Annotated in this window: 15 protein-coding genes; 7 read left to right on the plus strand and 8 right to left on the minus strand. The window is 63.0% G+C overall.

Annotated elements, in window-relative coordinates; genetic code table 11:
* Window positions 1-34 precede the first annotated feature (34 nt).
* Window positions 35-2,197 (plus strand): glycogen debranching protein GlgX, encoded by a 2,163-nt coding sequence (glgX, locus tag LPW29_RS05775; RefSeq protein ID WP_238627230.1) that lies wholly within the window; start codon window positions 35-37, stop codon window positions 2,195-2,197.
* A gap of 10 nt (window positions 2,198-2,207) precedes the next feature.
* On the opposite strand, the gene cpdA is transcribed toward glgX, so the two are convergent.
* A complete protein-coding gene (gene cpdA, locus LPW29_RS05780; protein ID WP_238627231.1) occupies window positions 2,208-3,014 on the minus strand; it encodes a 3',5'-cyclic-AMP phosphodiesterase in 807 nt (268 codons plus the stop codon).
* A 161-nt stretch (window positions 3,015-3,175) separates the two neighbouring features.
* Here cpdA and LPW29_RS05785 point away from each other — a divergent pair, with 161 nt between their 5' ends.
* Complete coding sequence (locus tag LPW29_RS05785; protein WP_090250601.1) at window positions 3,176-3,838, plus strand: O-methyltransferase; 663 nt, start codon at window positions 3,176-3,178, stop codon at window positions 3,836-3,838.
* 6 nt (window positions 3,839-3,844) lie between these two features.
* Here LPW29_RS05785 and argA read toward each other — a convergent pair whose 3' ends face one another.
* Together argA and argE are read right to left on the minus strand one after the other, a co-directional pair.
* Window positions 3,845-5,200 carry an amino-acid N-acetyltransferase gene (gene argA / locus LPW29_RS05790; protein ID WP_090250604.1) on the minus strand — a complete coding sequence of 452 codons (1,356 nt, stop codon included), beginning with the start codon at window positions 5,198-5,200 and terminating at the stop codon, window positions 3,845-3,847.
* 119 nt (window positions 5,201-5,319) lie between these two features.
* A complete protein-coding gene (argE, locus tag LPW29_RS05795) occupies window positions 5,320-6,471 on the minus strand; it encodes an acetylornithine deacetylase (RefSeq protein ID WP_238627233.1) in 1,152 nt (383 codons plus the stop codon).
* Window positions 6,472-6,838: 367 nt separating this feature from the next.
* Between argE and LPW29_RS05800 the strand changes: the two genes are divergently transcribed.
* From LPW29_RS05800 to LPW29_RS05815, 4 genes are all read left to right on the plus strand, one after another.
* On the plus strand, window positions 6,839-8,317 hold the full coding sequence (locus tag LPW29_RS05800) for a hypothetical protein (RefSeq protein WP_238627234.1): 1,479 nt from the start codon (window positions 6,839-6,841) through the stop codon (window positions 8,315-8,317).
* 100 nt (window positions 8,318-8,417) lie between these two features.
* Complete coding sequence (locus tag LPW29_RS05805) at window positions 8,418-8,777, plus strand: hypothetical protein (protein ID WP_238627235.1); 360 nt, start codon at window positions 8,418-8,420, stop codon at window positions 8,775-8,777.
* A 4-nt stretch (window positions 8,778-8,781) separates the two neighbouring features.
* Window positions 8,782-9,501 (plus strand): C39 family peptidase, encoded by a 720-nt coding sequence (locus tag LPW29_RS05810; protein ID WP_370642814.1) that lies wholly within the window; start codon window positions 8,782-8,784, stop codon window positions 9,499-9,501.
* A gap of 20 nt (window positions 9,502-9,521) precedes the next feature.
* Window positions 9,522-10,064 (plus strand): hypothetical protein, encoded by a 543-nt coding sequence (locus LPW29_RS05815; protein ID WP_238627237.1) that lies wholly within the window; start codon window positions 9,522-9,524, stop codon window positions 10,062-10,064.
* A gap of 19 nt (window positions 10,065-10,083) precedes the next feature.
* Here the strand turns inward: LPW29_RS05815 and LPW29_RS05820 are convergent, their stop codons facing one another.
* Both LPW29_RS05820 and LPW29_RS05825 read right to left on the minus strand, forming a co-directional pair.
* Window positions 10,084-11,145: a transporter gene (locus LPW29_RS05820; RefSeq protein ID WP_238627238.1), complete on the minus strand. Its 1,062-nt coding sequence runs from the start codon at window positions 11,143-11,145 to the stop codon at window positions 10,084-10,086.
* 94 nt (window positions 11,146-11,239) lie between these two features.
* Entirely contained in the window at window positions 11,240-12,598 is a 1,359-nt protein-coding gene (locus LPW29_RS05825; protein WP_238627239.1) for a sigma-54 dependent transcriptional regulator, read from the minus strand.
* 272 nt (window positions 12,599-12,870) lie between these two features.
* Between LPW29_RS05825 and ilvD the strand changes: the two genes are divergently transcribed.
* Window positions 12,871-14,733, plus strand: coding sequence for a dihydroxy-acid dehydratase (gene ilvD / locus LPW29_RS05830; RefSeq protein WP_238627240.1), 1,863 nt, complete (start codon window positions 12,871-12,873; stop codon window positions 14,731-14,733).
* A 74-nt stretch (window positions 14,734-14,807) separates the two neighbouring features.
* On the opposite strand, the gene LPW29_RS15610 is transcribed toward ilvD, so the two are convergent.
* The 3 genes from LPW29_RS15610 to LPW29_RS05845 form a co-directional block, all read right to left on the minus strand.
* On the minus strand, window positions 14,808-18,308 hold the full coding sequence (locus tag LPW29_RS15610; RefSeq protein WP_238627241.1) for a translocation/assembly module TamB domain-containing protein: 3,501 nt from the start codon (window positions 18,306-18,308) through the stop codon (window positions 14,808-14,810).
* Window positions 18,305-20,080, minus strand: coding sequence for an autotransporter assembly complex protein TamA (locus LPW29_RS05840; protein WP_238627242.1), 1,776 nt, complete (start codon window positions 20,078-20,080; stop codon window positions 18,305-18,307). The genes LPW29_RS15610 and LPW29_RS05840 overlap by 4 nt, the downstream gene beginning before the upstream one ends.
* 183 nt (window positions 20,081-20,263) lie before the next feature.
* Window positions 20,264-20,656: a hypothetical protein gene (locus LPW29_RS05845; RefSeq protein ID WP_238627243.1), complete on the minus strand. Its 393-nt coding sequence runs from the start codon at window positions 20,654-20,656 to the stop codon at window positions 20,264-20,266.
* Between the last annotated feature and the right edge of the window lie 499 nt (window positions 20,657-21,155).

A 21,155-nucleotide genomic window follows, 5' to 3' on the forward strand; every position in this document is an offset into this window, starting at 1 on the left:
CCATGGGCGCCCACAGGCGCAAAAGGTTATCCGCATGAACCAACCGAACTGGGCCATCTGGCCCGGCAGTCCCTATCCTCTGGGTTCCACCTGGGATGGTGAAGGGGTGAATTTCGCGCTGTTTTCCGAGCATGCTGAGCGGGTGGAGCTGTGCTTGTTCAGCGAGAGTGGTCGGCGGGAGCTGGAACGCATTGAAATGCGGTGGCAGACCGATCAGGTCTTTCACTGCTATCTGCCGGAGGCGCGTCCGGGGCTGCTCTATGGCTACCGGGTGCATGGCCCTCAGGAGCCAGCCGCCGGGCATCGGTTCAACCCCAACAAACTGCTCATCGATCCCTATGCCAAGGCCCTGTATGGGCATGTGAAATGGAATGATGCGCTGTTTGGTTATCGCATCGGCGCCGACGAGGCGGATCTGGTCATGGACCCCCGGGATTCCGCTCCCGGCATGCCCAAGTGCCAGGTCATTGATACCGCTTTCACCTGGGGGGACGACAAGCCTCCCAAGACCCCCTGGCACGAGACGGTCATCTATGAACTCCACGTCAAGGGCTTCACGGCCCAGCATCCCAAGGTGCACCCGGAGCTGCGTGGTACCTATGCCGGGCTGGCCACGGCCCCGGTGGTGTCCTATCTGCAGCGCCTGGGCGTGACCGCGGTTGAATTGATGCCAGTGCATGCCTTTCTGGATGACCGGCACCTGGTGGAGAAAGGGCTGCGCAATTACTGGGGCTACAATTCCATGTCCTTCTTCGCGCCGGACATGCGCTATAGCGCCTCGGGGCACGTGAACGAGTTCAAGACCATGGTCAAGACCCTGCACTCGGCGGGGATCGAGGTCATCCTGGATGTGGTGTACAACCACACGGCCGAGGGCAGTCACCTGGGCCCCACACTGTCATTTCGTGGCATCGACAACAGGGCCTACTACCGGCTGGTGCACGACGAGCCGCGCTATTACATGGACTACACCGGTTGCGGCAATACCCTGAACATGCAGCACCCGCGGGTGCTGCAGCTGATCATGGAGTCGCTGCGCTACTGGGTGCAGGAGATGCACGTGGATGGTTTCCGCTTCGACCTGGCCTCGGCGCTGGCGCGTGAACTGCACGAGGTGGATCGTCTGGGCGCCTTCTTCGACATCATTCACCAGGATCCGGTGCTCTCCCAGGTGAAGCTGATTGCCGAACCCTGGGATCTGGGTGAGGGGGGATATCAGGTGGGTAACTTCCCGGTAGGCTGGACCGAATGGAACGGGCGTTACCGGGATACGGTGCGTGCCTACTGGAAGGGCGAGGATGGTCTGATCGGCGACATGGCCTATCGTCTTACCGGTTCATCGGATCTGTACGAGTCCAGTGGCCGGAGGCCCTACGCCAGCATCAACTTCGTGACCTGTCACGATGGCTTCACCCTGGATGACCTGGTGAGCTTCAACGACAAGCGCAACGAAGCCAATGGCGAAGAAAACCGGGATGGCGAGAGCCACAATCTCTCCTGGAACTGTGGCGAGGAGGGGGCCACCCGCAACAAGCACATCCTGGATCTTCGGGCGCGGCAGAAGCGCAATTTTCTTGCCACCCTGTTTCTCTCCCAGGGCATTCCCATGCTGTTGGCCGGGGATGAGCGCGGGCGCAGTCAGCAGGGCAACAACAATGCCTATTGTCAGGACAACGAAATCTCCTGGATGGACTGGGCCCTGGATGAGTATGGGCGCGACCTGCTGCCATTCGTGCAATATCTGATCACCTTGCGGCGTGAACACCCGGCACTGAGGCGGCGGCATTTCTTCCAGGGGCGTCCCATCATGGGGGCCGGGGTGAAGGACCTGGCCTGGATCCGCCCCGATGGCGAGGAGATGGACGACGAGGACTGGCAGCAGGGTTTTGCTCGCAGTCTGGGCATGTTCATCGCGGGGGATCTGTTCGAGGAGTATGACGAGCGCGGTCGGCGGGTGCGGGATACCGATATGCTGCTGTTAATGAATTCGGATCACGAAGCCATTTCCTTTCGACTGCCGGCCAAGCCGGAGCGCACCCGCTGGGATGTGCTCCTGGATACGGTCTACCCCCGCGGGCCCCGTCCGGACCATCGCAAGTTCCACAGCCACGAGGTCTATCCGCTGCAGGGGCGCTCCCTGGTACTGATGGTGAATGCCAGCCGCCCCGTACCGCGCACCAGCAACGGGATCGAGTAAGGGCTGTGCCTTACGTGCCGCACAGCCGCCATTCGGGTACCTGCGGCAGGTAATTCACCCAGGTGTCGATGCGCCCGTCCGGGAAAAGGTCCAGACGCCGGTAACCGGGGGGCAGGTCGTCCAGGCGCGGGGTCTGGCTCCTGGGGGCAAACTGGGCACCGGTGGAGGGCGCGCACAGCAGACGCACGCCGTTGCGAGTCCTGTCCACCGCCTGATGGGCGTGGCCGAAGAGCACGCCGCGCACCTTGTCGTGCTCATCGATGACGCCCAGGAAGTCATCGGCATTGCACAGCCCGATGCGGTCCATCCAGGGGCTGCCGACGGGGATCACCGGGTGATGCAGACAGATCAGTGCATGGCTTGATGGGTGGCGGGAGAGACTCTCTTCCAGCAGTTCCAGCTCGGCCTCGTCCAGCTTGCCGTGGCTTGCTCCGGGCACCGTGCTGTTTAGCAGTACAATGAGCCAGTCGTCGAGGCTGAGGATCTTGCCGCAATGCAGGTTGCTGGCCGCGAGGGTGTCCTCCATGAGATCGGCATCGTCATGGTTGCCGGGCAGGCAATGCACTGGGCAGGGCAGGGGGCTGAGTTGTCTGCTGACCCGCTGGTAGGCCTCGGGTACCGGCTCGTGGACCAGGTCTCCGGTCACGAGCACTCGATCCAGGTGCGGCTCCTGCTGCTTGACCTGGGCGAGCACACGCTGGAGGCTATCATCGGTGTTGATGCCCGAATCCATGACATCGCCCGGCTGCGGGCAGAGGTGGAGATCGGTGATCTGAAGGATTCGCAGTGGTCTGACTTGCGCGCCCGTGTAGCTCATGATGACTACCTCCGTGAGCAGGGGTAAGGCAATTTCCAGACAAAAGGTGTATAAAAAGACACCGCTCTGTCTCCGGATGGGCGGATTATAACCGAAATCTTTGACAATGCTTTGACGGAACCGTCACGGCCCGGCGACACAGCACGCCAAGGAGTCCCCTGATGTCCAACCTGACTACGCCAATGGATGAGCGTCTGCAGGCGTATATGCGCTCGGTCACCTTGCGCGAGCCCGCCCTGTATCGGTGCCTGCGGGAGGAAACCGCCCATATGCCCGAGCACAACCTGCAGGTGGCGCCCGAGCAGGGCCAGTTTCTGGGGCTGCTGGTGGAATTGCTGGGAGCACGTCGCATCCTGGAGATCGGTACCTTCACAGGCTATAGCGCCCTTTGGATGGCGGGGGCCATGCCTGAAGACGGGGAGCTGGTGTGCTGCGACATCAGCGAGGAGTGGACGGCCATCGCCCGTCGTTACTGGGCCGAGGCCGGACTGGCCGATCGCATTGATCTGCGCCTGGCGCCGGCTCTGGACACCCTGGATGGCCTTCTGGCAGACGGCCAGGCGGGCCACTTTGATCTGGCCTTCATCGATGCCGACAAGGCCAATTACGTGAATTACTATCGGCGTTGCCTGCGTTTGATGCGCCCGGGCGGGGTGGTCTGTCTGGACAATACCCTATGGGGTGGCCGGGTGGCCGACCCCAACGACCACGAACCCGATACAGAGTCCATCCGCGCCTTCAATGCCCTGGCCCACGAGGACCCGAACGTGACCCTGAGCCTGCTGCCCATCGGGGATGGTCTCACCCTGGCGCGCAAGCGCTGAGGCCTCTCAGGCGAGCTGACGGCGCTTGTACCGGGGCTGGAGCGGCTTGATGAAGATCTTGGAATTTCGCTGGATGTTGTACATCTGCTGCCGGCTGATGGGCAGGGACTGGATCTCCCCGGGTTCGAACCCCCGCTCCCGGAACCAGTGCGCGGTGCGGGTGGTGAGCACGAACAGCCGGGTGATGCCCAGGTCGCGGGCCTGGGCCTCCAGGTGTTCCACCAGCATGTCGGCCCGGCCACCGCCGCGGTGATCCGGGTGCACCGCCACACAGGCCACTTCCGCCACGGCCTCCTCGGTTGAGGGGTACAGGGCGGCACAGGCGAGGATCATGCCGTCGCGCTCGATGACATAGAACCGCTCGATCTCCAGTTCCAGTTGCTCGCGGGAGCGCCGCACCAGGATACCCTCCACCTCCAGGGGCTGGATGAGTTCCAGGATGCCACCCACATCCTCGATGGTGGCCTGACGCAGGCGTTCGTAGTTCTCCCCGGTGATCAGGGTGCCGGCCCCCTCGCGGGTGTAGAGCTCCATGAGCAGGGCGCCGTCCCGGTGACGGTCCACCAGGTGTACGCGCTCCACGGATTGGCGCGAGGCGCTGATGGCACATTTCAGGTGCGCGGCCAGCTCCTCGGGCAGGCGGCGACGACCGTTCAGGAGCGCCTGGGCCTGATCCGCGGTCATCTGCGTGATGGGGCGCCGGCGGGTATCGCGCAAGGCGGGGGTATCGCTGAAGAAAATCAGTTTATCCGCCCCCAGGGCCGTGGCGGCGGCGGTGGCCACGTCCTCGGCGGTGAGGTTGAAGATCTCCCCCGTGGGGGAGTAGCCCATGGGCGGCAGCAGGACCATGTCGCCGGCTCGCAGGTGGTGTTTCATGCCCTCGGTGTCCACCCGCCGGACCTCGCCCGTGTGCTGATAGTCCACGCCACCGCGCACCCCGAGGGGGCGGGCGGTGACGAAGTTGCCGGATGAGACCCGAACCCGCACCCCGGACATGGGGGTGTTGGCCAGCCCCATGGACAGCAGGGCCTCGATCTCCGCGCGCAGCGAACCCGCCGCCTCCTTGACCGCCTGCAGCGCGGAATCGTCAGTGAGCCGCAGGCCGTTCACGTACTGTATCTGTGCCCCTCGGGCACGCAGCCGCTCCTCGATCTGTGGACGCGCCCCGTGCACCAGGACCAGTCGCACACCCAGGGTCTGAAGGATGGCGATATCGTGCAGCAGGGTGGCAAAGCCCGGTTGCAGGGCTGCCTCGCCACCAAAACAGATGACGAAGGTGCGTTCCCGGTGGGCATTGATGTAGGGGGCGGCGTCCCGAAACCAGGCGACATGGGGGGAGGTAGGGGTTTTCTTCAAGGCCATCAGGTCCTTAGGCGGTGAGGGCGTCTGCGGCACGATGATAAGCAATTGCCTGCCCCGCTGCCAAACGCGGGCGCGCTCCATCCGCGGGGGCAGGGGCGTCAATCCCCCTGGCTTGAGGGCTACGGCTCGATACAGAACCGTTGGATGAGCCCGCGTAGGATCTTCAGCATCGGGTCGATGCGGTCCAGGGCCAGGTATTCATCCGGTTGATGGGCCTGGCGGATGTCCCCGGGACCCAGGATCACCACGTCCATGTCCATCTGGCGCAGGAAGGGGCCTTCCGTGCCAAAGGCCACCGCCTCGGCGGTATGGCCGGTGAGGGCCTCGGTCGCCCGCACCAGTTCACTGTCGGCGGGTGTCTCCATGGGGGGGATGCCTGGGATCAGGCGAAAGACTTCATGATCCAGGCCCGTGCCCTTCAGTGCTTTCCTCACCCGTTCGCTCAGGGTCCGGCGCAGCGCGTCCGGGTTCATGCCGGGGAGGGGGCGCAGGTCGATATGGAGCTCGCACTGGCCACAGATCCGGTTGGGGTTGTCGCCGCCGTGGATGTGACCCAGGTTCAGCGTGGGGACAGCCACCTGAAATTGCGGGCTCCGGTGGGCGGCCTGGAGTTCGTCCCGCCAGGCCAGGATCTCGTTGATCACCCGGTGCATGCCCTCCAGGGCGCTGTTCCCCAGGCTGGGGTCGCTGGAATGCCCGGCCTGGCCATTCACTCTGATGCCCTCCATGAGGATGCCTTTGTGCATGCGCACGGGACGCAGGTTGGTGGGCTCGCCGATCAAGGCCTGTCGTCCCAGGGGCTGCCCGGCCTCGGCAATGGCCCGGGCACCGCGCATGGAACTCTCCTCGTCCGCCGTGGCCAGGATCACCAGCGGGTGTCGGAAATCCTTTGGGTCAAAACCCGCTGCCGCCTCCAGGGCCAGGGCAAGGAAACTCTTCATGTCACAGCTGCCCAGGCCGTAGAGACGGTCATCCCGGATGACGCCCTGGAAGGGGTCCTGGGACCACAGGTGTGGGTCGCAGGGTACGGTGTCGGTGTGCCCGGCCAGTACCAACCCCCCTGGCCCTTGGCCCAGGCAGGCCACCAGGTTGGCCTTGTCCGCCACGCCCTGCAGGGGCTTGATCTCCACCCGAAAGCCTCCTGCCTCGCACCATCCTGCCAGTGCGTCGATCAGCGGCCGGTTTCCCATGTCGTAAGCCGGCGAGACGCTGCTCACCGAGGGGATTTCGATGAGCCGCTTGAGCATGTGCATGAGGTCAGGCTGGTGCATGACAGGGCTCCAGGTGAGTTTTCTCCAAGATACGCTGCCTGGCCCAGGGCAACAATGCGAACCCGGTTGGAATATGAGTCGGTGTATCGCAAGCGTGACAGGTGTGCCTGTCTCCCCGCAGGCCAGGCCTGAAAGGGGTTTCCCGGTGTTTGGCTATGTGCTTATGCCTTGAGGTGTAACAGCATCTGAACAGGTTTCGACCCCAAAAATGTGCACTTATGGACATTGCTGCGCCTGATGCGTTTCAAGATGTTGTTTTTGATTGATTTTTTTGTTTTGGCCTGCTTGTTGCAAAGGTGGGTTTACGGACTGGTAAGGCCCTTCGCCCGCCGGCCGGACGACAGCTCAAGTGAGGAGGAATGATTTCATGATGACGTTCAAGAAGACCGCAATCTCCGCAGCCATTGCCCTGGCCTTCGGTATGTCTGCCCCAGCTTGGGCGGATGCTGCCAACACCGGCGAAGGTGAGTTTGGGGATCAGAATTCCTACAATGCCAGCGAATCCTTCAATACTCCGATTGCTGACTCAGGCAACACCAGCCTGACTGACTCTGCCAATGACAGCTCGGACAATAGTGTGAGTGACTCGGCCAACACCAATGTGGCCGACTCCGGGAATGATAACTCCCAGAGTGATGCCAGCACCAATTTGGCGGACTCGGGTAATACGAATGTCGCCGATTCCGGGAACGACAACTCTCAGAATGATGCCAGCACCAGTGTGGCGGACTCCGGGAACGATAACTCCCAAACGGATGCCAGTACCAATATCGCAGACTCCGGGAATGATAACTCCCAGGCGGATGCCAGCACCAACGTTGCGGACTCTGGCAACACCAATATTGCCGACTCCGGTAATGACAATTCTCAGAACGATGCCAGCACCAGCCTTGGTATTTCGGATTCCGGGAATGATAATTCCCAAACGGATGCCAGTACCAATGTTGCCGACTCCGGCAATGACGCTTCCAATAACAGCAATAACCAGTCCTGGGCCGATTCGCTGAACGACAATTCCGATAACAGCAACAACTCGGATAACAGCAATAATTCCGACAACAGCATGGCCTGGACGGACTCGCTGAACGATAACTCGGACAATAGCAATAACTCCGATAACAGCAACAATTCGGACAACAGCAACAACTCCGACAACAGCATGGCCTGGACGGACTCGCTGAACGATAACTCCGATAACAGCAATAATTCGGATAATAGCAATAACTCGGACAATAGCGATAATTCCGATAACAGTAACAATATGGCCTGGACGGACTCCAACAACGACAACAGCAATAACAGCACGAACGATAGCGGCAATACCAGCGATTCTGGTAACGTCAGCGATTCATTCAATACGGATGCCAGCACCAATGTGGCCGATTCCGGAAACGACAATTCTCAGAACGATAACAGCACGAACATCGCTGATTCCGGGAACACCAATATTGCGGACTCCGGGAATGACTCGTCGGATAACTCCGATAACAGCATGAACGACAGCAACAATGTCGCGAATAGTAACAACGATAACTCGAACAGCAGCGTGAATAACAGTAATAACGTCGTGGACAGTAATAACGACAATAGCATCTCCACCGATAACAGTGTCACCGATTCGTTCAACATTGGCGCCATGGTGGTGAGCGAGAATGATCTTGGTGGTGCGGTGACCAATACCTCGCTCCACATTGAGTCCGAATCTTCTTATTCGGCCTATAACACCATCGGTGAGGGTGGGTTGAGCAACTCCGCGGGTATTACCCAGGTGTCCCAGAACAGCGGCACCAACAGTCTCACCCAGCAGCAGGTGTCCGTGCAGGCACACCTGGGCCTGGGTCAGTAACCCCCGCGCCTGACGTCTGTTGAGAGGTGACCAGAGGCGGTGGGCAGACGACCACCGCCTCTGGTCCCGGCCAACTCCAGGACCCAGGAGGTGAAGGGTGATGGGCGCCAAGCGAGGTAGTGCATGGGGGAGAAACGGTTTTCCCCTGGTGTTGATGTTGTTGGTGACGGCCCCCGTGTTGGCGCAGACTGAATCACTGCACTTGCCGGCGGCCGTGGGCGCGGAGACGCTGGGGAATCAGCGCGCCATGTATAACATTTCTTCCGTACAACTGGGTCACATGACATCCAATGCTCAGTTGTCCAATACTCAAATGCAGGGAGCCTTTGCCAGCGGCGACAACGTGCTGGGTACGGGGGCTTTTGATCATGCCCAGGGGATTAGCACGGTGATCCAGAACTCCGGTCACAATGTGATCATCCAGGAATCCCTGATTCTCAATGTCAATGTGGCGCCATAATTTCATGGCGAGTGTCAGCCAGTGGAGTCGAGTGTTTGCCGTAGCGATCACCTGCGGTGCATTGGCTCTGGTCATGCCGCAGATAGGGCAGGGCTCGGGGATGGTCCATATTCCGGGAGCCATGGGTACTCACGAGATGTCGGTGACCAGTCTGCAGGGTATGCGTTTCAAGACGGTGGTGCGCCAGCGATATGACTTCAGTTGCGGGTCGGCGGCTCTGGCGACCCTGCTGACTTATCACTACGATCGATCCACCGGGGAACGCGAGACCTTTGACACCATGTACGAGATGGGGGATCAGGCGCGCATCCGGGAGCAGGGTTTTTCAATGCTGGATATGAAGCGTTATCTGGGTACTCAGGGCATCGCGTCGGATGGTTTCCGAATCCCCCTGGAAAAGTTGGAAGAACTGGGCATTCCCGCCATTGCCTTGGTGGATATTGAAGGGTATCGCCATTTCGTTGTGGTCAAGGGTATTCGGCGTGACCGCGTGCTGGTGGGGGATCCCGCCTTGGGAGTGAAAGACTACGGTCGCACGGAGTTTGAGGCGATTCGCAGTAACGATATTCTTTTCCTGATTCGTGACCGCCTGGACTTGGGGCGCGAACATTTCAACGCCCCTGTGTCCTGGGAGGCCCTGACCACGCCCCCCTATGGCACGGCCCTGGCGCGTGATGGGCTGGCAGATTTTCTCCTGGCTCTGCCACGCCATTCTGACTGGTAGCAGCCGAGGTGCAGGCAAACATGCAATGGTTTTCGGGTCTGCGAACGACGATGGGGCGGCTGCTGTGTCGCCCGCCCAAGGCTTTGCTGTTGACCTGTGTCGTGGGGTTTGTCCTGCCCGCCCACGGTGATTGGCCTGCGACCCTCGACGGCGCTGCCGGCGACCCCCTTGCCGCGATGAGGTGGGCCGTGGTGCCCGATGAGGAGTTGGCTGAGCAGCGGGGTGGCCTGATTCGCCGTGAAGGCTTTGAATTGGCCCTGGGCATCGAGCGCACCACGGCCATCAATGGCGAGGTGGTGGCTCGCACAGTGCTGATGGACCGGTCCGGCGTTGGTACCCCTATGGCGACTGGTGGAGTACACGTCCGCAATGCCCTGGATGGCCTGACGGTTCAGGCACTATCCGGTTCAAACTGGGCATCCGTTGTCCAGAACCAGCTCAGCAATCAGATCATCAGCAATCAGACCACCCTGAATGTGGACCTGGCGGGAATGAACCTGAACCGCATGGACATGCGTCGCATGCTGGATGCGCAGGTGATTCAGGGTTTGCGGGGCTACTGAGTCGCCTCGCGAGGACATGTCAGAACCGCATGGGAATGCGCAGTGTGACCTGGGTGTCCGGGGCGGCCGAGGTGGCTCCGATCCCCACGGACAGGTTCATGCTGGTTCGCGGTGAAAAGCGGTGTGACAGGCCCCAAAGGAAGGTACCCACCTGGATGCGGTCGAATGAGGGGTCCAGTGGGGCGCCGCGTTCGTATTTTGTCTTGAAGACCATGCTGTGGTCATAGCCCAGGCTGATGGATGTCTGATTATTCAACGCGATCCCGGTGCCCAGGCTGATGCCCAGAGCATCGCCCGGGTTGATCTTGCCGATGTCGTCATCCACGTCACGTTCGATATTCCACAGGTAACTGATGTTGCCGTAGATCACCGCTGGATCCGTGGGATAGGTCATGGTGAGGCTGGGCTGGATGGCCCAGAAACCCGAGCCGGTGGGTTGCTCCTGGAGGATGAACAGCCCGGGTATCTCTTCACCGTCACTGTTCACTGCCGGCACTCGGTCCACATCGAAGGGAGATGATCCGGTAGGCGCCTTTACCCTGAAGTTGCCAATGAAGAAGGGTTTACCGGTGACCGCACGGTTGAACTGGTAATGCAGGGCCAGTTCAACGTCCCCGAGGCCGTCGCCATCAGATTCGCTCAGTGCTCCGGCATCAGCACCCACCAGAACCTCGCGCCGCCGCAGTGACTCATCCCGCCAGACATAGGGGATACGAATGCCCACTTCCGTTCGATCGGAGAGACCGTATCTGAAAGAAAGGGCTGCAGTGAGTGTGTCTCGCTGTACCTCGCTGATGTCGATCAGTCCGACGGCAATGGCGGGCAGGATGGTGAAGCCGTCCACTGCCACCGTGGTTGATGAACTATGCACATACTGCAGGGACGGCTCCACCACCCAGCTCCCCTTGGGGGTCAGCAGCCCGCGCTCCTGGAAAACCGCCGCCACGTCGGGTTGGGCTTCTTCCTGGGGAGGGCGTTCGCCAACCTCTCGGGGCGGTGCCTCCTGGGCCCAGGCCGTTTGGGGAATGACCCATGGCAATATGGAACAGGCGAGTACCAGGTGTGTGCGGGTGAATCTCATGTCCTTGGGGCTCCTTTGCAGGGGGTGTCCGGGTAGGCAGGCATCCAGCAGGCATGTTGGGCGATGCCGCCTTGCCCGCGCGCCATGTCATGGGTTAGCTCTTGACGGTCGTTTGTCCCTGTAAGGGGATGTCATGGCGTCGGGCGAGCCGATACAAGGTGATGCGCGAGACATTCAAGCGGCGAGCCGCGGCGGATACATTGCCCTCGCAGGTTCTGAGGGCTCGGGTGATGGCCTTGCGTTCCGCTTCTGCCCGCACCGCTTCCAGTGAGGCCTGGGGCAGGGTGTTTTCCAGGGCGTCCTCAAGCCCCAGGTCCTCTGGCTGGATGAAACGGTTCTCGCACAACACCATGGCCCGCCGCACGCGGTTGATCAGTTCCCGGACGTTACCGGGCCAGGGGTGTCGGCGGATGGCCTCCAGGGCGGATGCACTGAACCCCTTCACCCGGGCACTGCGATCCCGGGCGAAGGCCTGAAAGAAATGGTGTGCCAGTAGCACGCCGTCCCCATCCCGCTCCCGCAACGGTGGCATCTCGAAGTGCAGGACATCCAGGCGGTAGAACAGATCCTCCCGGAAACGCCCCTCCTTCACCGCGTCGGTGAGGTTGACGTGGGTGGCGGCCACGACACGCACATCCACCTTGTCTTCATGGTCGCTGCCCACCCTCTGCACCGTCTGGTTCTGCAGGAACCGCAGCAATGAGGCCTGGACCTCCAGGGGGAGGTCACCAATCTCGTCCAGGAACAGGGTGCCGCCATGGGCGGCCTGCACCCGGCCACCTCGGGCGCGATGGGCACCGGTGAAGGCCCCGCGCTCGTGACCGAAGAGTTCCGATTGAATGAGAGAAGCGGGCACAGCAGCGCAATTGATGGCTTCAAAGGGTTTGCCGGCCCTGGGGGAGGCCTCGTGTACGGCGCGAGCCGCCAGTTCCTTGCCGGTGCCGCTCTCGCCGGTGATCAACACCGGGGCGGCCACGCGCGCGACCTTGCAGATGGTGCGGCGTACCTGTTCCATGGAAGGACTCTCACCAGTCAGGGGATCCTCTTCTCCCGAGCCGCAGGAGGGGATGCTCGATTGAGCAAGCAGTGCCGCCATGCCGAAGGCATGTCCCAGCACCACTTCCAGCCGGGGAGTATCCAACGGGAAGGAATGAAAGTCGTAACACCAATGGCGCAGGATCTCGCGTACTCGAGGATCCCAAAGGAGGTCGGGTTCCACCAGGGCAAGCCATTCCCGGGTGCCGTGATGCTGAAGAAAGCGCTCCAGCGCCGGCAGGTGTTCCAGTGAGTCGGGCCTCAGCGAAAAGACCCCGACCATGATGCTGGGATCCCTGAGTAGGGTCTCTGCTTCACCCAGTGAGGAAGCGACCAGGATTTCCCACCCAGGCGTCAAAAAGGGCGGGGTCTCCGGGTTGTCCAAAAGGTCCACCCAGAGCAACCTGTGTGCGTTCATGGCACCAGAGTCCATGCGTAATGGCCTGTCTTCGGCTTATCTTGAGGAACTTCCTGCAGGGTTTGTGCCCATGCTGAATTCTATCGATCAATCAAGGGGATGGTGTTTTTGGGGGCTGCTTATCGCCTGGCATTGTAAAGAAGCATGACAATTCACCCGTGGTACCCCGCGGGAGCGGGTGTTCGCCGCATGATTTGCGGTGAGGGCACTCGGAACGGATCGGGTGCCGGTGTAGACTGTGTGCCATCAGCAACAATCTTCGGAATCACCCCATGCCCCAGTACAGATCTCGCACCACCACCCACGGACGCAACATGGCCGGGGCCCGCGCCCTGTGGCGCGCCACCGGCATGAAGGACGGGGACTTCGACAAGCCGATCATCGCCATCGCCAATTCCTTTACCCAGTTCGTACCTGGGCACGTGCATCTCAAGGACCTGGGACAACTGGTGGCGCGGGAGATCGAGAAGGCCGGCGGCGTGGCCAAGGAATTCAACACCATTGCAGTGGACGATGGCATCGCCATGGGCCACAGCGGCATGCTTTATTCCCTGCCTTCACGGGAGGTGATTGCCGACGCGGTGGAATACATGGTGAGTGCCCACTGCGCCGATGCCCTGGTGTGCATCTCCAACTGCGACAAGATCACCCCCGGGATGCTCAATGCCGCCATGCGCCTGAACATTCCTGTGGTGTTTGTCTCCGGCGGCCCCATGGAGGCGGGCAAGGTGCGCCGCGGCGAGCAGGTGATCAGTCTGGACCTGGTGGACGCCATGGTGGCAGCGGCCACGCCTGGGGAGAGCGATGAGAGCGTGATGGAATATGAGCGTTCCGCCTGCCCCACCTGCGGTTCCTGTTCGGGCATGTTCACCGCCAACTCCATGAATTGCCTGACCGAGGCCCTGGGCCTGTCATTGCCCGGCAATGGCTCCTTGCTGGCCACCCATTCCGGCCGTCGCGAACTGTTCCTGCAGGCGGGTCGCCAGGTGGTGGAGCTGGCGAGGCGCTACTATGAAGGTGACGACGCCGCCGTGCTGCCCCGCTCCATCGCCAGCATGAAGGCCTTTGAGAATGCCATGAGCCTGGATATTGCCATGGGTGGCTCCACCAATACGGTGCTGCATCTGCTGGCGGCGGCCCGGGAAGGGGAAGTGCCCTTCACCATGGAGGACATCGACCGGCTCTCCCGCAAGGTGCCCAATGTCTGCAAGGTGGCCCCGGCCACCCAGAAATACCACATGGAGGACGTGCATCGGGCCGGTGGGGTCATGGCCATCCTGGGTGAACTGGATCGGGGTGGCCTGATCCACTCGGATGTGCCCACGGTGCACAGCCCCAGCCTGGGGAAGGCCCTGGATGAATGGGATGTGGCGCGACCCACCCGCTCGGAAGAGGCGCGGGAGCGTTATCTGGCGGCACCCGGCGGGGTGCCCACCCAGGAGGCCTTCTCCCAGTCACAACACTGGGACGACCTGGATCTGGATCGCGAACAGGGCTGCATCCGCAACGTGGCCCACGCCTACTCCCGGGACGGGGGGCTGGCGGTGCTGGCGGGTAATCTGGCCATGGACGGATGCATCGTGAAGACTGCAGGCGTGGATGAGAGCATCCTGAAATTCTCCGGTCCGGCGCGGGTGTTCGAGAGTCAGGATACGGCGGTCGAGGCCATCCTGGCGGATCAGATCAAGGCAGGGGACGTGGTCATCATCCGCTACGAGGGCCCCAAGGGTGGCCCTGGCATGCAGGAGATGCTCTATCCCACCAGCTATCTGAAGTCCAAGGGACTGGGCAAGGACTGCGCCCTGATCACCGACGGGCGCTTTTCCGGGGGCACCTCGGGACTGTCCATCGGTCATGTGTCTCCAGAGGCGGCCGAGGGGGGCGCAATCGGTCTGGTGGAAGAGGGGGATACCATCGAGATCGATATCCCCGGTCGCAGCATCCGTGTCGCCGTGGAGGATGCGGAACTGGATCGACGCCGCCAGGCCATGGAGGCCCGGGGCGAGGCGCGGGCCTGGCAGCCGGTGAGCCGCCAGCGGGTGGTGAGCCAGGCCCTGCAGGCCTACGCCCTGATGGCCACCTCGGCCTCACAGGGGGCCGTGCGTGACCTGTCCCAGTTGAAGCTCAAGCGCTGAGGTCAGATCTCCAGCGTCTGTCCCAGTGCGGCACCCGGGCATCGCGTTTGTCCCGGGTGCGCAGGGGCCGTGAGTCAACGCTCCAGCCGATAAAGCAGGTCCATGCTCTGGGCCTCGCTGCTGGAGCGTGTCTCCAGGCTCAGGTTGCGGGAGAGCTCGTAGCGCAGCATGACAGTGTTGACTCGATCGAACAGGCCCACGCTGTAGCGCAGGAAGAGGCGCGGGGAGAGATATTTGCCCATCATCAGGGCCGACTCTTCCAGTCCGGTATCCGTGTCTACGGTAAACTCGTCCAGGCCCAGTTCCTGACCCACTCGATCGGTGATGAAGCCGCCCTGTTCGATCCCGTACAGAGCCACCGCGGAGACGATGGCATTGCCGTCACCTTCGCCTGCCCCGGAGAGGGGGCGACCCGTCACCAGGAATGCCAGGGCCTCGCTGTCTTCCATGGGAGGCTCCGAAAAGACCCGTGAGCGTGGTTCATCCAGGGTGCCACCGATCTCCAGCCCCACGACCACATCGTGGGCGGGTACGCGCCGTGAGGCACGCACATTCAGGCCCGGATTCTCTGGTGGCCCCTGGAACAGGATGATGCCCCGCTCCACCGTGAGGTCCTGCCCATAGGCCTTGTAGCGGCCTTCGGCCACACGCACCTCGCCGACCAGGCGCGTGGGCATGCCCGGTGAGTCCTGTACGGCAATGTCGCCGGTCAGACGGGCATCCAGGCCGTAGCCACTGATGCGCACATCGTCACCCAGGATGACACGCACCCGGGCGATCACCATCATGCCTTCCTGCTCCTCGTCTCCCTTGTCCACGATGAGTTCGTCCCCGGAGACGGAGACGGCCTGGGGCGGCAATTCCACCAGTTCCACCCGTGCTTTGGGGATCTCCACCTGGCCGGTGACGATGACCCGCTGGCCAATGATCGTGATGCGCAAGTCCGGGGTGACCTGGGCCTGGATATCGGGGCGGCGGACTGCCTGGAAGTGGTCCCCCCGGATGTTGATGATGATGGGCATGTCATCCTCATCGCCCAATTGCACCTCGCCATCCACCGCCAGGGTGCCGGGACCGGAGCGCATGTCCCCTTCGAAAACCAGACGTTCCAGGCCGTCGTTGCGCAGGTTCAGGTTCAGGGCCTCCACGGTAATGCCTGCCTCGGAGATGAAGGCTGTGCCCTCGGTGAGGTTCAGCTGGCCTTCGATGCGAGGGTCGGCGGTGGTGCCGTTCACGGCCAGGTCCACCCGCAGGCGACCTCCGGGGTCAGTCACCTGGGGGACCAGTGGTATCAGCCAGCGGAATTCGTCCAGGGCCACCTGGAGCTCACCGTCCAGATTCAGGTCGCTGTCGTCCCGCTGACGGGCGTCCAGTCGGCCATTGATGCGTCCGCCCTCCAGAAAGCCCAGCGCCAGGCGGGCAGTGATGTCCCGGTCATCCACTTGCAGATCCACGTGGCCGTCCTGGTAGGGAATGATGTGTTCCTCGTCGTCCAGGTCCCGCAGACGGATCTCGCCGGCACTGGGCTCCACCCGTGCCTCAAGCCACAGTTGATCGTCCAGGCGCAGGCTGGCGGTGGCCCCAACTGAGCCATCCAGCCGCAGGTTGGGGGGCAGGAACGGTTTTAGCACCGCCAGGGAGAGATCGTTCAGTTGCAGGTCGGCCGTGGTGCCTGCCTCAGCGGACCAGTCACCGTTCAGGCACAACCGGGCCGTGTCCTGTGCGAGGCAGAGGCGGTCTTCCAGACGCGCGCTGCTGGGGGAGGCATTGAGCCCCACGTCGGTTTCCAGCTGCCAGGCGCCGGCCTGGGGCTGCTCCACGGTCAGGCGGGTCAGCCGGCCCGCCCAGGCGGGCCCTTCGTTCAGGGCGCCGGCCAGGGTGAGTCCCAGTTGGCCCTGATCGGCTTCCAGGTCCAGGGTCATCTCATGAGCCTGCGCGGTGCCACGACCCTGAAGGCTCAGGCTGCGCAACTCCAGGCCCTCGCCCAGCTGCAGGCTGCGGGCTTGCAGGTCCAGGCGTACGGGGTTGTCGGGACTCACCCCGGCCTCCAGATCCAGGTCCAGTCGAGCCAGGGAGAAATCCCCCAGGCCCAGCTCACGGATATCGGCTTGGGTGGAGATCACAGGGGCCTCCAGGGGGCCGCTCACCTGTCCACTGGCGGTGCCCCGACCTTCCAGGCCCGGCCAAAGGGCTGGCAGGTCCGGGGCATTGAGATCAAAGTCCAGTGCCAGGGTATCGCTCATCCGACCGCGGGTGCTCAGGCGGTTGTCGCCCACGCCCAGTCTCAAGCCGGGGGTGTTGAGGGTGGTGCCGTCGATGACTACCTGCCCCTGGCCCGTCACAGGATAGTCACGCAGTTGCCCCGCCAGACGCTGCAGGTCCACCTGTGCCACCACCCCCTGTTCCGGATCCAGACGCCCCTGGGTGTGCAGATCCAGGTTGAGGCGACCGGTCAGGTCCGCCATGAACTCAGCGGGATTCAGGTCCCGTCCACGGACTTGTAGTGCCCAGTCCGGGGCATCGACCCAGCCCAGGCGACCGGCCACTTCCAGGTTGCCGGCCGGACTGGTCACGGACAGGGGAGCCAGATTCAGGGATTCCAGGTTCCCATCGGCGGCGAGGGCCAGGTTTACAGCGGGCAGGTCGGTGACCTGCAGGGCCGCGCTCAGGCCCAGTTCATAAGCCTCCAGACCACCTCGCGTGGTGAGGGTGCCCGAGGCCACGGACAGGCGCTGTTCGGGTGCCAGTTCCAGCTCGAAGGGCTCCCACTGATGGGCCAGGTCAAGATGGAGATCGGTGATTGGTTGATCGATGCGACCGGCGCTGAGCAGGGACACCGGGCCCAGCACCCGGTGATGGATCGCCAGACTGTCCAGGTCCCCCTCCAGGGCCAGTCGCCCGCGGGCGGGTTCGTTCGGCAAGAGCTCCCGGGTGGCCTCGGGCAGATCCAGTTGCCAGTCCAGCGACAAGGCAAGGGGGTAAGGTTGGGCCAGAGCCGCACGGCCGGAGGCCCTGGCCTGGACGTCGGGCGTCTGGACGTTCAGATCACGGATGAGGGCACGCTCGGCATCCAGGTGCAGGCTCAGGCGCACCTCATCCACGAGGATCGGTTCGGCCTGCTCCTGGGTGCGAAAGCGGATGTTCTGAATCACCCCTTGGGTCAGATCCACCGTGACCGGCATGGGGATGGCCTCGGGCAGGGTGAAGGGCTCATCCGGGTCCGGCGGTGGCGCGTTGGGATCCGGCGTGAGAGTGAGCTCCAGACCCTGGGCATCCAGTGCATTGATATGCACCGTCAGACGGGTCAGGGGCAGCAGTTCCATCTGCAGGTCGAGACTTTCCAGGGAGGCGGTCAGGGCCTCGTGGGTGTAGACCACTCCCTCGGCCCGCAGGCCGCTGAGCAGGGTGCCGCTCACCTGCTCGATGTGCAGCTCCCCCGGCACGAAGCCCACGCCCTGCTTCACCAGCAGGCGCGCGCCGGGTTCGGTGGCCACCAGGGCGGTCACCAGGCCGGGGACCAGGGCCACCAGCAGCAACAGCACCACGGCGAGGCTGATCAGGGCGCGGCGTATCACAGGTCCATCCCCATGGTCAGGTGCAGTCGGAAATTGTCGTCGCCATCGGTCGGGTGGGCGATATCCATACGGATCGGGCCGATGGGTGAACGCCAGCGCACACCGGCGCCGACGCCGTACTTGGCCTTGTAGTCGTCCAGGTCGTCGAAGGCGTTACCGCCGTCCACGAAGACGGCGGCACTCCATTTGCCGACGATAGGGTACTCGGCCTCCAGGCTGGCGGTGAAGAAGTGCTGCCCACCAATCACCTCGCCGTCGTCATCGGTGGGGCCCAGTTCACGATAACCATAGCCGCGCACGCTGTTGTCGCCACCGGCGAAGAAGCGCACGGAACTGGGCAGCTCCACGAATTCGTCGACTGCCGTGATGCCGGCGTCAGCCCGGGTGAGCAGCCGACCCCGGCCCAGGGGGATGATCAGCTTGGCCCGACCCGTGGCCTGGCCGAAGGTGACGGTGGAGAGCAGGTCCTCGGAGGCACCACGTACGTTGGCGCTCAGGCGCCAACCCTGGCGCGGGAAGATGGGGTGATCTGACTGGATACGGGACCACTCCAGCCCGGGGGTCAGCAGACGTGAGGTGCCCCGGGTATCAGAGATCTCATAATCCTCGTGTTCGTAGCGGAGGAAGCGGGTGTGGGTCCAGCCCGAGGGCTTCTGCCGGATGTGGGCGATGCCCAGAGTGAACAGGTCGCCATCGGCGTTGTCGGTGCTTTCGGTCTGGAACCCGGTGGTGAGATCCACCCGTTCACGGGCTGGATCCCCCAGGGGGATCTGATAGTTGAGGCCGATGCTGGAGCGCACCGGTGCCAGTTCCAGGTCCGCGCTGTAGCGATGCCCCGAGCGGTTGGCCCGGTGGTTTTCCAGGCCCAGGCGCAATCGGGGGCCGATATCCGTGCTCAGGCCCACGCCGGCCAGATAGGACCACTTGTTGCGGGCGTCCAGGGTGGCGGTGATGGGCACTTCCAGATCCTGGGCTTGCTCCGGTTGGGTGTCCACGCGCACGTTGGCGAAGTAGCCGCTGTCGATGAGGGCCTGCTGCAACTGGATCAGGCGTTGGCTCTCGAATGTCTGCCCTTGCTCAAAGGGAACGAATTTCTGACCCAGTTCATCATGAAGGATGTCCTGGTTCAGGGTGACCGGCCCGAAGCGGTAACGCGGACCACTGTCCATGTGCACCACGATATCGGCGGCCTGCTCGCTGACCTGAACGCGGATTTGGGTGGTGGTAAAGCGGGCATCGAAATAGCCGCGGGAGGATGCCAGCCGGTTCAGGCCACTCTTGATTTGTTCATATTGGTTGTGGCGAAGGCGCTGCCCTTCGCGCAGGGGGAGATCGCGCAGGTATGCCTGGAAGGCTGAATCCTCAGTGGCGGCCCCATTCAAGGTGACGTCGATGGTACGGATGCGCACGGGCGGCCCCGGATCCAGCCGTACATTCAGTTGCCAGCACTCGTCGAGGTGCTGAAGATCAACCTCGATCTCCGGGCTGTAGTAGCCCAGGGCCCGAAGGGCCTTGCGGGTGTCTTCGCGGGCGGCCCTCACCAAGGGGCGCTCACGCCAGGCGGGCAGGTCGCAACGCGCCGAGGAAAGGCCCAGATGGGCACGTACATTGTCCTGGATCTCGCTGTTGCCGCCGGAGATCTCCGCCCGAGGGTTGCCCCAGGCAGTCGACGTGGCGATGAGCAACAGGACGCCCACTCCATGCACCACCCACCGGATGTGGCTGGAGAAGGTGCATGAGGTGCGCGATGGTGGGGGGTGGGCTGGTGTCATGGGCCGATGAATGATCCTTTGCCGTCGGACACCGGATGGGTCGCCTGGTTCACGGGAGTGAGCGGGACCGGGTCCTTGGGAGTGATGCCAAGGATAACCCATAGGCCTTGAGTCTGCTTCCCCGCGGGCGGCGCGACCGTCCCCATCGGCATCTGCCACGCTGGCCCCGCGGGGGTGGCCTGATCAACCCTGAAGCGGTCGGCTCCGCAGGCTGCGGGGGGTCTGACGGCGATGGTTGAGGATGACCACCACGCCCTCCCGCTTGCCCTCCGGCAGGGACTGCACAATGGCGCGGCCCAGGGGGCGGGGCAGGTGCTCGAAGAGGCGGGCGACGGTATAGGTGGGCAGCCCCCCGGCCAGACGCACCGCATCCTGCTGGGGGATGTGCTGAAGAACACCGATCTGGGATGACTCGGCCAGCTTCAGAAACCGCGTGCGGGCCGTCTGGTAATGCCCCTGCCTGACAGCCCGGTCCACGGTCTGCAGCGCGGGGTCCTGACGCTCGTCAATCCAGTGAATGGCCTGGTAGTGGTTGGCTTCGAAGCGGTCGTTGGCCTTGGTCATCATCTCGGTCATCTCATTGTTTCCTTCTTGCCCGGGGGCGTGCTGCGCGGTGTGGCGGGTGTGGCAACAGGCGGGGCCGGGGAGAGATGATCCCGATATCAATGCAACTCCCCCACGGCACCGGGGAAACCGGGCATGGGTGGTGAAGTCGGGGTCGGGTTCTCCCGTGCGTTCCGGAGGGCGGCGCCTGGGGGAGAGCCCGGGAAGGTCAGATGACCGTTGCGGGGCGCTCGTCCCGATGGACGCTGCACACCATCCTGGACCAGCCCGGAAGGGCCGCCGCGCGTGTGCCGTTTGTACTGCAACTGTCCATACGAGAGGTGGATCCTCTATTGCCTCACAAAGGCCCCCGGTCAGGGTTGACGCCTGTATGGGGAGGCAAGTGAGGCGGTAGTGGGCCGCCATTCGCATCCCCCCGGGAACGGGCGCCACCATAACGCTTCGGGAGGGATTTTTGAAGAGCTTTTCAGGCCTTTTTTCATGCCACTGGTCTGCCCTTCAAAGCCATCCC

Source organism: Ectothiorhodospira sp. 9100 (assembly GCF_022227565.1).
GTDB classification, from domain to species: domain Bacteria; phylum Pseudomonadota; class Gammaproteobacteria; order Ectothiorhodospirales; family Ectothiorhodospiraceae; genus Ectothiorhodospira; species Ectothiorhodospira marina.